Annotated in this window: 17 protein-coding genes; 5 read left to right on the top strand and 12 right to left on the bottom strand. The window is 34.2% G+C overall.

Features of this window, described 5'->3' with window-relative positions:
• Window positions 1-84 precede the first annotated feature (84 nt).
• The 4 genes from AC1EU5_RS09915 to AC1EU5_RS09900 all read left to right on the top strand — a co-directional run bounded on the left by AC1EU5_RS09915 (window position 85) and on the right by AC1EU5_RS09900 (window position 2,274).
• Window positions 85-489 (top strand): hypothetical protein, encoded by a 405-nt coding sequence (locus AC1EU5_RS09915; protein ID WP_480192225.1) that lies wholly within the window; start codon window positions 85-87, stop codon window positions 487-489.
• Between the two features lie 16 nt (window positions 490-505).
• Window positions 506-805: a thioredoxin gene (trxA, locus tag AC1EU5_RS09910; RefSeq protein WP_480192224.1), complete on the top strand. Its 300-nt coding sequence runs from the start codon at window positions 506-508 to the stop codon at window positions 803-805.
• A 3-nt stretch (window positions 806-808) separates the two neighbouring features.
• On the top strand, window positions 809-1,510 hold the full coding sequence (gene deoD / locus AC1EU5_RS09905) for a purine-nucleoside phosphorylase (protein WP_480192223.1): 702 nt from the start codon (window positions 809-811) through the stop codon (window positions 1,508-1,510).
• Between the two features lie 131 nt (window positions 1,511-1,641).
• Window positions 1,642-2,274, top strand: a complete 633-nt coding sequence (locus AC1EU5_RS09900; protein ID WP_480192222.1) for a universal stress protein — start codon at window positions 1,642-1,644, stop codon at window positions 2,272-2,274.
• A 204-nt stretch (window positions 2,275-2,478) separates the two neighbouring features.
• Here AC1EU5_RS09900 and AC1EU5_RS09895 read toward each other — a convergent pair whose 3' ends face one another.
• From AC1EU5_RS09895 to AC1EU5_RS09865, 7 genes are all read right to left on the bottom strand, one after another.
• Complete coding sequence (locus AC1EU5_RS09895) at window positions 2,479-4,176, bottom strand: glycosyl hydrolase (protein ID WP_480192221.1); 1,698 nt, start codon at window positions 4,174-4,176, stop codon at window positions 2,479-2,481.
• Between the two features lie 260 nt (window positions 4,177-4,436).
• Complete coding sequence (locus AC1EU5_RS09890; protein ID WP_480192220.1) at window positions 4,437-4,694, bottom strand: acyl-CoA-binding protein; 258 nt, start codon at window positions 4,692-4,694, stop codon at window positions 4,437-4,439.
• 393 nt (window positions 4,695-5,087) lie between these two features.
• Complete coding sequence (locus AC1EU5_RS09885) at window positions 5,088-5,516, bottom strand: hypothetical protein (RefSeq protein ID WP_480192219.1); 429 nt, start codon at window positions 5,514-5,516, stop codon at window positions 5,088-5,090.
• 154 nt (window positions 5,517-5,670) lie between these two features.
• On the bottom strand, window positions 5,671-6,468 hold the full coding sequence (locus AC1EU5_RS09880; protein ID WP_480192218.1) for a nucleotidyltransferase family protein: 798 nt from the start codon (window positions 6,466-6,468) through the stop codon (window positions 5,671-5,673).
• A gap of 178 nt (window positions 6,469-6,646) precedes the next feature.
• Window positions 6,647-7,081, bottom strand: coding sequence for a DUF1801 domain-containing protein (locus tag AC1EU5_RS09875; protein ID WP_480192217.1), 435 nt, complete (start codon window positions 7,079-7,081; stop codon window positions 6,647-6,649).
• A 171-nt stretch (window positions 7,082-7,252) separates the two neighbouring features.
• A complete protein-coding gene (locus AC1EU5_RS09870) occupies window positions 7,253-8,044 on the bottom strand; it encodes a hypothetical protein (protein WP_480192216.1) in 792 nt (263 codons plus the stop codon).
• Window positions 8,045-8,147: 103 nt separating this feature from the next.
• On the bottom strand, window positions 8,148-8,606 hold the full coding sequence (locus AC1EU5_RS09865; RefSeq protein WP_480192215.1) for a winged helix-turn-helix transcriptional regulator: 459 nt from the start codon (window positions 8,604-8,606) through the stop codon (window positions 8,148-8,150).
• 151 nt (window positions 8,607-8,757) lie between these two features.
• Here AC1EU5_RS09865 and AC1EU5_RS09860 point away from each other — a divergent pair, with 151 nt between their 5' ends.
• Window positions 8,758-9,291, top strand: a complete 534-nt coding sequence (locus AC1EU5_RS09860; protein WP_480192214.1) for a hypothetical protein — start codon at window positions 8,758-8,760, stop codon at window positions 9,289-9,291.
• Between the two features lie 199 nt (window positions 9,292-9,490).
• On the opposite strand, the gene AC1EU5_RS09855 is transcribed toward AC1EU5_RS09860, so the two are convergent.
• From AC1EU5_RS09855 to AC1EU5_RS09835, 5 genes are all read right to left on the bottom strand, one after another.
• Window positions 9,491-10,198, bottom strand: a complete 708-nt coding sequence (locus AC1EU5_RS09855) for a sulfite exporter TauE/SafE family protein (RefSeq protein WP_480192213.1) — start codon at window positions 10,196-10,198, stop codon at window positions 9,491-9,493.
• 198 nt (window positions 10,199-10,396) lie between these two features.
• Entirely contained in the window at window positions 10,397-10,846 is a 450-nt protein-coding gene (locus AC1EU5_RS09850; protein WP_480192212.1) for a FixH family protein, read from the bottom strand.
• Between the two features lie 172 nt (window positions 10,847-11,018).
• The gene (gene ccoG, locus AC1EU5_RS09845; protein ID WP_480192211.1) at window positions 11,019-12,437 is read right to left on the bottom strand and encodes a cytochrome c oxidase accessory protein CcoG; all 1,419 of its coding nucleotides are present in this window, start codon (window positions 12,435-12,437) and stop codon (window positions 11,019-11,021) included.
• A gap of 118 nt (window positions 12,438-12,555) precedes the next feature.
• The gene (locus AC1EU5_RS09840; RefSeq protein ID WP_480192210.1) at window positions 12,556-13,401 is read right to left on the bottom strand and encodes a cbb3-type cytochrome c oxidase N-terminal domain-containing protein; all 846 of its coding nucleotides are present in this window, start codon (window positions 13,399-13,401) and stop codon (window positions 12,556-12,558) included.
• Entirely contained in the window at window positions 13,391-13,582 is a 192-nt protein-coding gene (locus tag AC1EU5_RS09835) for a CcoQ/FixQ family Cbb3-type cytochrome c oxidase assembly chaperone (RefSeq protein ID WP_480192209.1), read from the bottom strand. Before AC1EU5_RS09835 ends, AC1EU5_RS09840 begins: the two co-directional genes overlap by 11 nt.
• Window position 13,583 lies beyond the last annotated feature (1 nt).

Below are 13,583 nucleotides of genomic sequence, written 5' to 3'. Positions count from 1 at the left end.
TAAAAAATGTTTTACTGAATACTGATGAATGTCATACTTAAAAAGAGGAAGTACAATTATTTTTACTATCTAAATTGTACTATTATGATGACAAAACAATTAAATACAGCATTTTATCAAGGCATAGCCAAGTTGTTTTATGCCATTGCTGCAGCAGATAATAATGTGCGAAAGAGCGAAATTAATACACTAAAGCAAATTGTAAAAGATAAATGGTTAGATGTAGATGAAACGGTTGATGAATTTGATACAGATGCAGCTTTTCAAATTGAAATTGTATTTGACTGGCTGGTAGATAACGAAGCCAATGCGAATACTTGTTTCAAAGAGTTCATTAACTATAAAAATGAGCATGCCTATTTTTTTACAGAAAATGTAAAACAATTAACTTTAAAAACTGCACATGCTATTGCAGGAGCATTTTCAGGCAAAAACAAATCTGAATTGATCTTATTGGCCAAATTAGATATAGCTTTGAAGAAAACATGAGTATCTTTACCAAATCATGAAAAGTAGTTTTAATACAATTATCAATGCAGATGCACCTGTATTAATTGATTTTTATGCAGACTGGTGTGGACCGTGCAAAACTTTAGCTCCTATTTTAAAGGAAGTTAAAAGTGAGTTAGGTAATAAAATAAAGATTATTAAGATTGATGTAGACAAGAATCAGCCTTTAGCTTCTAAATACCAGGTACGGGGTGTACCTACTATGCTTTTATTCAAAAAAGGGAGGCAGGTTTGGCGGCAATCTGGTGTTTTACAGAAAAATGACATTTTAACTATAATTGAATCTAATTTATAATCTATGAGCATTCATATTGCTGCCCAGAAAGGAGATATTGCTGAAACCGTTCTATTGCCAGGTGACCCACTACGCGCTAAATGGATTGCTGAAACCTTTTTGGAAGATGCCCATTGTTATAATGAAGTACGAGGAATGCTGGGCTATACTGGAACCTATAATGGCAAGCGCGTATCAGTGCAAGGCACTGGAATGGGCATACCTTCTGCACTAATTTATTGCCATGAACTTATCAATGAATATGGTGTGAAGAATTTGATCAGAGTGGGCTCATCAGGATCTTATCAAAAAGATGTGCGTATACGAGATATAGTCTTGGCCATGGCGGCTTCTTCTACTTCTGGTATTAATAATTCAAGGTTCATCAATTCCGATTATTCACCCACTGCCGACTTTGAACTTTTTATGAAAGCCGCATTGTATGCCAAAGAGCATAATATTTCTATTAAAGCCGGTAATGTATTGTCTGCCGATGAGTTTTATGAAGACGATTTTGATTCCTATAAAAAATGGGCGAAGTTTGGTGTATTATGCGTTGAAATGGAAACAGCCGGACTCTATACCATTGCTGCAAAATTTAAGGTAAGGGCTTTATCCATCTTGACTATTTCAGACTCACTAGTCACTAAAGAAACTACTTCATCTAAAGACCGAGAAAATACATTTAATAAAATGATAGAAATCGCCTTAAGTACTTTGGATTAATTTTTCGTATAAAGTATTTAGTAAAGAGATATTGTTGACTTTATTAAATACTGATAAATATCATTACTCTACCCTTCAAAATACTATAGCTTTATACAAAACAGTGTATAACCATAGTATTTCATTTCATTATGAAAAAAATTATAATTTCTACCGATTTCTCTCAGAATGCCATTCATGCTTTTCATTACGCAATTAAACTTTTTAAAGGTGTAAATGCTCATTTTTATATCTTGAATACATTTGAAGAACAACCACCTGTAGATATTTTTGATAAAAGCAATGCTGTTAATGCAGATTTATATAAAATGTTGCAGGTTAATTCTGAAGAGGAGTTTAAGGAATTGAAAAAAAATGATTTAAAAGAGCATAAATTCGAAGTTATTTCTAAAATGGGGAGTTTATCTCATGTTATTAAAGAACTTGTTGAAAAAGAGAATATAGAACTTATTGTAATGGGTGCTAAAGGGGCTTCTAAAACAAGCAACACCTTTGGTTCTCATACTCTTCAGGTCATCAATAAAAGACTATGTCCTGTACTTGCGGTACCTGAAGACTACAAAATAAAGAGGCCAAAAAATATTTTATTTCCCACTGATTTATATGTGGATTTTTCGGATAAACATTTAGGCCTATTAAAAGAGATTGCCAAACATTCAGTGAGTTCAATTACTATTTTGCATAGGGTTTTTAGAGGGTTAAATGTACATCAGCGCGCATCCAAAGAAAAAAGAGAATCTCTTTTTTACACCTGTTGTCTCTAAAATTGTAAAAGAGTCAGATATACCCTTTTTAGTTATTCCTTCCTAATTATTCGAAATTTGGAAAACTACCTTATCTAAGGATTCTTCCATTAAAAAGCGACTCGGGTTAAAAAACTAGTTTCACATTATATGAGTTTACTTTCTTCTAATTGTTGAATGACATTTTTAGTAAAAGCTCTCATTTAATTTAGGTATTAAAGTTACTTACTCAAAAACTACTTCATCAATAAAAATTTCATGACCTACTTGAAAACCAGTTGAAAAAATAACGAACCCAGATCTAATACGACTTAAATCTTCTTTTTTAAGTTTGAATGTATATTTCTTCCATTTAGTTGATAGCTTGATTTCTTTTGTTTTTATCGCAGTGTCAGGGTACGGCTTGTCATTTTTTATCAACCCAAAACCAATTGTGGCCTTACGTTCATCTTGACTACATTTTGCCCAAAAACTAAATGTTTTTGCTCCAGATATATCATAACCACCTAAAGTGTCTCCCCAATCATTTGCGGGCTGTACTAACCCTAAACCATACCAATTTGATTTTGCATCGTATTTAATTTTTAATGCATGTGACCCGCTGTGGACGTCATCGGTACTTTTAAGGTCAACTGAAAGGGCTTTATAATTACCCATAAATGCTGAGGGAGCATAAGGATTGTTGTCACCATCTTTATAAACATAAAAAGGTAAGTCTACCTTAAGTATTTCGTTTTTTGTTTCTTTCGGCTTTTGTTCATTAGCTTCTGGTTTACTGGAATTGGTAATTATGTTTTCAAGTGGCTCAAACCCTAACAGGTTAAACAATTCAGACGATTGTTTCAAATAACGATCTTTATTTGTTTCTAAGAACCAAGCCTTCGCAACTTGTTCATTATTATAAAGGCGACTATCTTTCCATTCAGAAATACCATCTATTGCAGCCTTTGACCAATCTGCAGTAATAAAGCTAAGTGCTTTTATATTTTTCCTATAAATGAAGTTGAAATAATTCACGAACCATTGACTCCATACCTCATTATTTTCTTTACTAATACCATTAATAGGACTTGATTCGGCTATCATTACTGGCTTTTTATGTTGCTTGGCTAAATCAAGAACATCATCACAATACGTTCCAAAGCTATCGCCTCCATAAGCATGACCAAACACAGATATGGCAACCCAGTCTACATAGTCATCTCCAGGATACCATGCAGATAAAGGATAGTCTTTATAGGGCTTAGATGCATATGAATGCCAAACAAATGCAACATTATTAGCTCCTTCTGCTCGCATCAAGTCAACAATTCGTTTGTATGCTTTTACATAGTCCTTTGGTTCAAGCTCGTTATGATGTCCGTCAAACTCATACCCTATTCTTAAGTAAATTGGTCTATTTACTGATTTAGCCCAAGTACTATATTTCTTTATTACTTCATCATATGCTCCATTACCTGCTTTTTTTGCAACATCCCATTTCCCTACCATCCACATTGCACTTTGTACAATAGCATTAGGAAACTTGTCAACTATCATTTGATGGTTTTGTGAACTGCCCGTATCATTTTTATGAGAATCTTTTATACCGTTAAATTCTGGTATTCCCCAATAGGCGGACCAACCTCCGGGGATCTCTTCGCTGGCATAGTGATCCATATAGGCATTAATATCCTCAACCGTTTGCCCCATGATGAGTAAGGTTTTTCCCTTTGGAGGAACATATTTCGTTTTTTCATAATCATATACAAACTTAGGATCAGTCTTGCTATCTATCTTAGCTACCATTTCTTCTATTACTTGATTAGATTCCATTGCTTCTTGGGCGAAAAACTGTTGATTCATTAGGCTAGTTGTGGCAACTATAATCAGAACTAAAAGACATTTGATAATAGGTCCATCAGTGTTTAAAATTTTTGGCATTTTTCTAAAATTAAGTTTCGTTTGTTAAGGTATTACAATCTTTTCTATTTGAATTAATACAATGAACTTTCCACAAGGCTTTTAAACGAAATTTCATTGGGTTTCCTTTATATTCTTGGTTGAAGAAACTAATAAACTACACACTTTGTAGGCTGCTGACATTCTTTAAAATTTACACTCACAGGTTCAATAAGTATAAAATGTTTACAGTACCCAATACAAGCTTAGATAAAATTGTGCAGCTTATATATTAAAATCGTTTAAGAGTTTTGAAGTGCTTTCACCAAGTCTATATAGCTTTGCTTTGCCTCTTCAGATGACATCCCTTTTATTTTTGCCCACGCATCATATTTAGATCTAGCTGACATGTTTAGCATTCCAGGTCTTTTACCTTCAACATCTCCTGAAGTTGCTTGTTTATAAAAAGAATATAGATTCAGAAGATTTTCAACAGAAGGTTTTGATTCCAAATCCTTGACATCTTGAGTTGCTTTTTCAAATTGTTTAGTTAAATCCATAATTGACGTGTTTAATATTTTTTATTTGGTTTGATGTTTACTCTTTTTTTCTCAAGTTATACTTTTATTTTCAAATCTATCTATTTGTTTTATTACTCTCGACCATTTTAAGTCAACCATAATTACATCCTTTTAATTTAAAATTATTCGAATTTTTGGAACTCAATTTTTCTATATGTTGAATCATATTTCTAGCCCATGGCTTGCATATGGTTTCATTGTGAATTATTCTTGAGAGCTATTTCGAGATAATCAAGCCATCATTGCAAGATAAGAATTTTCGAGTAGGAAATTCCGTCGCTACTATTAAAACAAAGAGATACTTTATTGGCATTTATATCAAATACCGTTGTAAAATATGAACTTTAGAAAATAATCAGCCGAGCTAATGAATTATAAACATTGTTGTGTTCTGGCTTTGTTTATTCTTCTTCCCACTTTAAATTCAATTATCGCAAGGGTTAACACTATTCCAATTTCGATTAAGATATATATCCAACCTAAAATCGTAATCGTATCGAAATGATGAATCATCAGACCTATTGATATTAAACAATATATTAAATTCAGTATTGCTATTCCTTTTAATAATATCCCAGCTTTTTTATGTCTTTTCCGATAACCATATAAGTCATACACTGCAAAAAATATCGGTATTATGGCAAGGAAGTATAGTGTTTCGGAAGGAATTCCAAATATTCGTTCAAATCTAACTAGCACAACTCCAAGTAAAAAAGCTGATAAAATTGCACCAAACCCATCTATTAGAAAGAGCTTTTGTGGATTTAATTCAACTTTACTTATTAGGTTTTTGAGTGTCAATTTTCAATTACTTTTTCTGGTTTTTATGCTTGCACACAACGGTCTGCATAAATGGTGTGCCCGCATGGGGCGGATGACCATTTTATGCTTTTTTGGCACTTCGTTATTCTTTCTTTTTTCATCTTTCTAACTCAAATTCTTTTTTTCTTATGTACTACCAATCCTCAAGGGGTGATTTATTATCTCTCCATGACCATTCTACATCTTCCATAAACCAATGAAAAGCTTCAATGTCAGTTACATTCCAATTCCTAAACCCTTGGACGTTTTCAAACAACCGACTTGCATTTTCCACAGTAGGCTGGTTTAAAACCTGATTCATTTCTTTGATCAGGTTCTTGGGTTTGGCATTGCATCTTGACAAATATTCATAAAACCACTTATGATATGGAAAAAATACACGATTGTATGTGAGAATCAACCTCCCAGCAAACAGGACAAGCTGCGATGCGGCGCGGCTTTTCGTATAAATGTTACCATGTCGCTCTGCTTCACCCATTAGCCAATTTTGAATAAAGGTCATTGAATAGAATTTTCGTATTTTTTGGTCCCGTTCAGTTTCTGGGTATTGCTGGATAGAATGGACGATGCTAGCTAGGTCATGTGCTTTTGAAAAAGCTATGATCGCTCGATCAAATGCTGCACGGGTGGGTTCATTTCCTCTGTCAACGACTTGCCTGAGGTAATGCATGTCGATGATTTTTCCATCCACAAAACCACCAGGATAATCTGTCAAGTCCGTTCGGTTGATAAAAAAGTCTCCTGCCTTTTGTCGGTTTTTAAATTCTTCATCTGTAGCAACCAACATAAAATCGATATCTGAATCTGGCCTCGCGCATCCTTTGGCAACAGACCCGCCGATGATTAAAGCCTCAAACCGCTTATCGTTCTGATATTCTTTCACAAGGTTATTGATTGCACGCTGGTGATGAGGTAAGATATTAGTGTTCATAGCTTTTCAAATTTATAGTACTCTATTTTCTCTCGCTTGCAGTGAATGCTAACGTATTTGTGTATGGCTCGTGGCTAATTGCGTCCGAGTGAGTTACACAAGATTTATATAAATTAAAGATAGATAAATAGTGTGTATGCCAAAACCATGAGCTATACATGCTGTTGGCTGGTCCTAGTTAATTTCTACAAGCACACTCATGATGCTCATTGAGATACGCGATTGTTTCCATGCTAAGTTTTTCTACAATTGGAATATTTATGTCAGCAAGTTTCTTAAAGTAAATACAAGCTTTGCCCATTTTGAATTTGCCTAAATCTTTCAAAAGTTTATCGCTTTTTTCTGTTTTCGAATAAACATAGAGTGAAAACTGTGTTTTTCGTGGCGAGAAACCCAGCAAAGGAGCGTCACCTTCATGACCACTAGCATATTTATAATGATAGCTCCCAAAACCTATAATTGTCGGTCCCCACATTTTTGGTTCAAATCCTGACCATTCACTCATTAATTCTATTAATTTATAACTATCAGCTTTCTTTTGATCATTGTCTACATATGATTCAATAAAATCAAAGACGTCAACTTCGGTTTCGGTGGTTTTATTTTTAGCCATTTCTTATTCTTTTAAGTTGTTTTGCAATGCCTGCCAACGGTTTGTATATGGTTTCGTTACGGAATGTTACGCGGGGACTATTCCGAGAGAACCAAGCGTTCATTGCACGATAAGAATTTCCGTTTAGGAAATTCTGCCACAATGAACTTTAGCTGTTGTTACCACCAGTTTTTATTCTTCCACTATTTCTTTTTCATTTATGAATTCTGAATTTTTCTTATTGTTCAGTTTCCATAGCCAATATAATCCACCAAGTGGTAGTCCAAAAGCCCAGGCCGAACCAAGATATCCCATATATTCTAATCCAACACCAAACAAAAATTGAAAACTTAATAAACCAAAGGAAAGTCCGTAAACTGCATTGTAAGTTATTGAAGGAACATTAAGGAATATCACTGCAATATATTTCAGCCATTTCTTACTTAAATCACTTTTTCTAATTTTTCTGATTACCCATATGTTGAAAATAGGGATACAAATGGCCAAAATTCCAAATAACCAAAATATTATCATATTGGGTATTCTCTCTTTAATATCAAGGGTTCTAATATGTAGAATTTTATTCGAATTGTCGTCAAAAGTAATTTCAAAAACACCGAATTCTTCTTTATTTGTAAACTGAATTTGCGCCTTAGTTGTATTTGGGGCAGTGCTTTCGCCTTCTATAGTTGAGAAAGTTTTATTAGCTGTCATAAACTTATATTCCAATTCGTTTCCAAAATTGTTTACTATTAGTTTTTGAAAGTTGACGAGTCCTAATTTCAGCGTATCAAGATTTGTATTTTCAAACCCTTCATGATCTAACGACATATAGGTCAGGCTTTTTTCATAATCTTCTTCTAAAAGGCTTTCCACGAACCCTTGAGTTGTATTCTTGTAAGCAAAAGTGTTATTAATAAAATCACAGCTTGTCAAAAATGATATGCTAAATATCAATAATAAAGTTTGTTTGAGTTTGGTCATTTTTTCAAATTGGCGGTAACGGTCTTGTATATGAAAAGTAGCGGATTTTAAGCACTAATTTTTCGGTTTATAACAGACCATTAATTTATTCATTTTCTTTCGTTTAAGCGATTAAACCACTATTTTTTATATACGTTGTTGTAGCCAGTTTTTCTCTATATTTCTGTTCAATTACTTTTCCGAATTCTGTTTTATCAGTTCTCAATAACTCCATTCTTTTGCCATTTACAATAGTTGGATTCAAACCCCTTAAATGGTTGTCACTCCAAATTCCTAATTCCACAATTATTGGTATTAATGCCAATCCTTTCTCTGTTAAAAGATAAATGTTAGACTTTTTATTATTAGGAAGTTTGGTTTTGATAATAATCCCAAATTCTTCCAACTGTTTAAGCTTTGTTGTTAATATATTGGTTGCAATCGCTTCGTCACTTTCTGTAAAGTCTTTAAAAGTTTGCTTGTTCTCTATGAGAATCTGCTTCACAATAACCAACATCCATTTATCGCCTATGATATCTAAAGCCGATGTAAATGGGCAATTGCATCTAAATTTTGTTTTCATTCTCTTTTGCTCGTTCATCGGTTACAAAGATAACAAAATATGTTTTTTACTTGCAAAATGAAATTAAAACATATAATTGCTAGCGTAATGAAAGTTATTTTGTAATATTGCTTGTATAACACAAGTAATAATTTTTAAACGGTTAATAAAAATGAGCACAGAAACAATTTCAATTTTAGGGTTAGCCCTATCTTTAGCTCCAGCAGCCGTACATGCTGTAGAGGTCATCAAGCCCACTTGGGTACGTTGGGTAGTGAATTTAGTGTTGCCCTTGTTTGCACCTGGCTTGCCAAACAAACAGAAGTCCATCAATGAAAAGGATCAGTTAAATATGCTAGATGCCGCTATTGCTGCCGCTCCAGAAGCCAAAAAAACTGCTGCTAAAGATTACATTTTTATCATGCTGTTTGAGCAAAGACAAGGTGCTTTAGCGTTCATTTCTATGTCTGTAGCTTCTATTTATGCAATGGGTTTGTCTTTACCTGAACGGCATACTATTCACCTCATGTTTATGGTAATGTCCGCACTATTTCTATTGGTTGATGCCAATCAAGCAGGGATTCCATTCTTTGGGCATCATCCTAAAGTATCCAAAAACGGGCGTAATGTATGTATTGTGTTTTGTCTTTTGTGGATTGCATCTACCGTACTGAATTATATAGCATTCAATGCGTCATGGATTTAATTAAAATTTTTAGTGGTACTTCTGCATAATCATTAAGATTAATCTCAATGTATCAAAATCATAAAGGTTTCGGTTCTTGTGATTTTTTTTGATTTCTGGGTTTCTCAAATTGGCTACAACTATGATATAAGTGTATTGCACTTATATACCATATGGTTTATATTTTAAATTTAATCTAAAAATAAGAAAATAAAGTGTGCTAATCTACACATTCAACAGGCGTATTTTGAACTTGTAACTTTACATCTTTAGGCGACACATACGGTATACCTAAACCCATACCACGAAGAATAAATAACAAACCAATAATAACTACAAATACAGGAATAGCTTTTTGAATTCTTTGACGTAAGTTCAATGAGAAGATATGTTTAGAATAAACCGCAACTGTCATGATGGGTATGGTTCCTAAACCAAATAGTAGCATGTACAAACCGCCTAAATAAAACTCTGAAGTAGCCATGGCACCTACCAAGGCCATATATACCATTCCGCATGGTAAAAAACCATTAAAAAAACCAATGCTAAAAATGGCCTTATCAGATCGTTTTTTCAAATAGAGCCCTAACTTAGATTTTACCTTCCCTATAAAATGATATAAGGGTTTAGAAAAATTATATTTATTGAAAACCTGAACCGGTATTAATACGATAGCTATCATAGCTATTCCCAATAAAATGGAGAGTCGCTGTTGAAAACCTGCCAGATACAAGCCCTTACCTAAAAACCCGAACAGCATGCCTATACTTCCATAGGCCAATAAGCGCCCCAAATGATATAACAAGGTTTGATACCCACCTTTGAGTTTATTCTGCCTGTCAACAGGCAATACAAAGGCAATAGGGCCGCACATGCCTACACAATGAAAGCTACTTAGTAAACCTAATATGACTGCTGATAGTAACATTCTTTTATCTTATAGACCCTTCGGCTGCGCTCAGGGTGACAATTCATTTTTCTTCGTCTGTTCGAGTTTGCGAAGCGAGTATCGAGAACTGACCATATTTATCTCGATACCATCCGCCATCCCTGGAAACCTAATTGAACAGATTCCTTCAATTCCATTTCGACTGCGCTCAATGTGACAGCTCGTAATGACGACTATTTAATACACCAATTGCTTTTTATACAAATATTCTTTTTCTTTATGCTTCCAATAAATTTTGATGTTCCAACGGCCATCAACCAACATGCTTTTAGGTATAAGTAATGTAGTAGCATTAGACAGGGTAAATGGGATTTCCTGATCTAATTGTTGGTTTGATGGCCGATATAGGAACATCTTTCCCTTTATATTTTCTGTTTTAAATGTTTCAGGGAAATCAATTTCAATACCAGTTTCTGTTTTTTCAAATTCTAGGGTAACACCTAATTGCTTTGTATTTTTATATTGATCAATTTCTTTTTGATAATTGAGCTCATCTTTATAATATTCATCTGACACCAAATTGTAATCATACTTCTTATTGGTAGTAGCTTTTACAACAAAAAAGAGTATAAACCCTATAAAGAGTATAAACGCTATGATGATTCCTGTTCCCCAGTTTATTTTCATATTCTTTCTTTAGTGGATTCCTGCCTTGCGCCACCGCTAAAGCTCTTGGCGACACGCGGTCGCAGGAATGACAATTTTATATTTTTCTGTTCGAGTTTGCCGAACACGAATCGAGAACTTGCCAGCTACTTCTCGATACAATCCGCTCTTGGCGGATTACTCAAAGTGACAGTTAGTATTTTTTAGGTCCTAAAAAATTGGTAGTGGTGGTTTCAATGAGTTCATCATTTGAATACACTCCAATTTTTATTTTTTCCTTACTGCTTTTTAATTCACTGCCGGGTATCTCAATAAATAAAGTACCTTCTGACAATTCTTGCTTAGGCACAGAAAGTTCTTCTTTACCCACTAATCTGATCTCTCCGTTATGAGAAATTAATTTAATATCTACATCACTAATTTCCTCAGTGGTTTTATTGATTAGTTTATACGTATATACATTGCTAATATCACCATCTTCTTTTGAAGTATACAATTGGCCTGGCAACCTTAAAATAGTGGCCTCAACTGCATTTCTTAAGAATAGCATTCCAATCAGCACACCTATCAAAATTATTAAAACCCCTGTGTATGCTTTTATCCTAACTGTGAACTTAGGTTTTTCATTTTTAGCAATATTATCTTCAGAAGCAAACCGTATCAACTGTTTAGGTAAATTTACTTTCTCCATCATAAAGTCACAGGCATCAATACAAGCAGTACAATTCACGCACTCCAGTTGTGTTCCGTTTCTAATGTCTATACCGGTTGGACAAACATCTACACACTGCCCACAATCAATACAATCTCCTTTTCCTGAGGTCGCCCTGTCTTCTCTTTTATTGAACTTGGCCCTCCCCTTTTCTTTTTCACCGCGCTTGTAGTCATAAGCTACCACAATAGATTTATTATCAAGTAACACACTCTGCAGTCGTCCATATGGACAGGCAATCACACATACTTGTTCTCTAAACCAGGAAAATACAAAGTAGAACACCAAAGTGAAAATGAGAATAGAAATCAATCCCGTAAGGTGATTTAAAGGATTGTCAGTAATAATCTCAAAAAGAGCATCACTACCTATTATATATGCTAAAAATACATTGGCGATTAAAAAAGAAATGATGAAAAATATAGTATGCTTCAGCACTCTTTTTCTGATCTTTTCTGGAGTCCACGCTGCTTTTTTTAACCGTATTTGAGCCCCTCTGTCACCATCTATAGCAAACTCTATCTTTCTAAAGAGCATTTCCATAAAAATAGTTTGCGGACATACCCACCCGCAAAATACTCTACCATATACTACCGTAAATAGGGTTATAAAGACTACCCCAATAATCATAGAGATAACTAACAAGTGAAAATCTTGAGGCCAAAAAGGAAAACCAAAAATATTAAAACGTCTTTCTAAGACATTAAATAGTAAGAACTGATTTCCGTTTATCTTAATGAATGGTGCTGCAAATAAAAAAACCAGTAAAAACCAACTGACATACGTTCTATATTTATAGAATTTACCACTAGGTTTTTTTGGGAATATCCATGCCCGCTTACCACTGTCATCAATGGTGCCTATGGAGTCTCTAAAAGTTTCTTTTGTTTGCTCTCCCATTATTTACAAACTTGTTTATTTTCGTCAGTTCGAGTTTGCGAAGCAAGTATCGCGAACTTGCTAATTACTTCTTGATACAATCCGTCAAAAGCGGATCACTCGAAGTGACATAATTATCCTATTCTTCTTTCCAGAGTTCTCCTTCCTTTTCTTTTGGGTTTTCAGAGGTTGTACCCTGCAGGCTTAACACATAACTGGTTACTTGCTGCATTTTCTCAGCGTTCAAACTGTTTTTCCAAGCAATCATACCTTTACCGTCTCGCCCTCCTTCAGCAATGGTATTATAAATATTTTCAGCTCCTCCGCCAAGAATCCAATATTCATCTGTTAGATTGGGGCCAATGCCTCCTCCTCCATCAAATGCATGACAAGCGGCACAATTGGCTTTGAATATCTTTTTCCCTGCATCTGAACTACCTTCAGCTGACAAATTACCTAAGTCAACAGGATTATCGCGTTTGTATTGTTCAACCTCAAGTCTGGCAATTTCCATTTCTTCCTGAAAGGTTTCCGCATTTGTATTACCTCCAAAAATATGGTAATACCCCAGATACAGAACAGCAAATACAATAGAAGCATAAAAGGAATACAACCACCATGGTGGTAACGAATTGTCTAATTCTTTAATACCATCATAATCATGATCTAATAATATATCCTTTTCTTGTTCTATAGGTTTAGAACCCCATAAGCCTTTTAATATTCCTTTAAAACCAGCTTCCTCTTGTATGGCATCAGTTTCAGTTTCTGATTCATTTTCAGATTTTCCCAAATCATTGGTAGCCGTTTGTATGGCTTCAAAACCAATTAAAGAAAAGAGCACCGTCACCAAAAACAATGCAACTGATGGATTGTTCATAAAAGCAGGCTCAGAACCTGTTTTGTAAAAGAACTCGGTAAATGCAAATACAATTGCAAAAACCACAAAAACACGTATATATGCTAAGGTTGATTTATTCTTCATAGTGTTGATTATTATCGTTTTCTAAAGGCAGATTACTTACTTTTTCTATATACTCTTTCTTTGCGGTGAATACCCATAAAAACAGGATGGCAAAAAAGATAAAGAATACCAGCAATGAGATCATAGGATATATGGCCACATTATCAATGCTTTCCATATGATGTTTTACAAATTTCAACATG

The sequence above is a fragment of the Maritimimonas sp. 2405UD52-3 genome (assembly GCF_056591715.1).
Note: the sequence above shows the minus strand (reverse complement) of the source record. Positions and strands in the feature narration are given on the sequence as shown.

Excerpts from the sequence above, each read along its gene's own strand:
- AC1EU5_RS09915 (WP_480192225.1), top strand. The coding sequence starts at position 85 with ATGATGACAAAACAATTAAATACAGCATTTTATCAAGGCATAGCCAAG.
- trxA (WP_480192224.1), top strand. The coding sequence starts at position 506 with ATGAAAAGTAGTTTTAATACAATTATCAATGCAGATGCACCTGTATTA.
- deoD (WP_480192223.1), top strand. The coding sequence starts at position 809 with ATGAGCATTCATATTGCTGCCCAGAAAGGAGATATTGCTGAAACCGTT.
- AC1EU5_RS09900 (WP_480192222.1), top strand. The coding sequence starts at position 1,642 with ATGAAAAAAATTATAATTTCTACCGATTTCTCTCAGAATGCCATTCAT.
- AC1EU5_RS09895 (WP_480192221.1), bottom strand. The coding sequence starts at position 4,176 with ATGCCAAAAATTTTAAACACTGATGGACCTATTATCAAATGTCTTTTA.
- AC1EU5_RS09890 (WP_480192220.1), bottom strand. The coding sequence starts at position 4,694 with ATGGATTTAACTAAACAATTTGAAAAAGCAACTCAAGATGTCAAGGAT.
- AC1EU5_RS09880 (WP_480192218.1), bottom strand. The coding sequence starts at position 6,468 with ATGAACACTAATATCTTACCTCATCACCAGCGTGCAATCAATAACCTT.
- AC1EU5_RS09875 (WP_480192217.1), bottom strand. The coding sequence starts at position 7,081 with ATGGCTAAAAATAAAACCACCGAAACCGAAGTTGACGTCTTTGATTTT.
- AC1EU5_RS09870 (WP_480192216.1), bottom strand. The coding sequence starts at position 8,044 with ATGACCAAACTCAAACAAACTTTATTATTGATATTTAGCATATCATTT.
- AC1EU5_RS09865 (WP_480192215.1), bottom strand. The coding sequence starts at position 8,606 with ATGAAAACAAAATTTAGATGCAATTGCCCATTTACATCGGCTTTAGAT.
- AC1EU5_RS09860 (WP_480192214.1), top strand. The coding sequence starts at position 8,758 with ATGAGCACAGAAACAATTTCAATTTTAGGGTTAGCCCTATCTTTAGCT.
- AC1EU5_RS09855 (WP_480192213.1), bottom strand. The coding sequence starts at position 10,198 with ATGTTACTATCAGCAGTCATATTAGGTTTACTAAGTAGCTTTCATTGT.
- AC1EU5_RS09850 (WP_480192212.1), bottom strand. The coding sequence starts at position 10,846 with ATGAAAATAAACTGGGGAACAGGAATCATCATAGCGTTTATACTCTTT.
- ccoG (WP_480192211.1), bottom strand. The coding sequence starts at position 12,437 with ATGGGAGAGCAAACAAAAGAAACTTTTAGAGACTCCATAGGCACCATT.
- AC1EU5_RS09840 (WP_480192210.1), bottom strand. The coding sequence starts at position 13,401 with ATGAAGAATAAATCAACCTTAGCATATATACGTGTTTTTGTGGTTTTT.
- AC1EU5_RS09835 (WP_480192209.1), bottom strand. The coding sequence starts at position 13,582 with ATGTTGAAATTTGTAAAACATCATATGGAAAGCATTGATAATGTGGCC.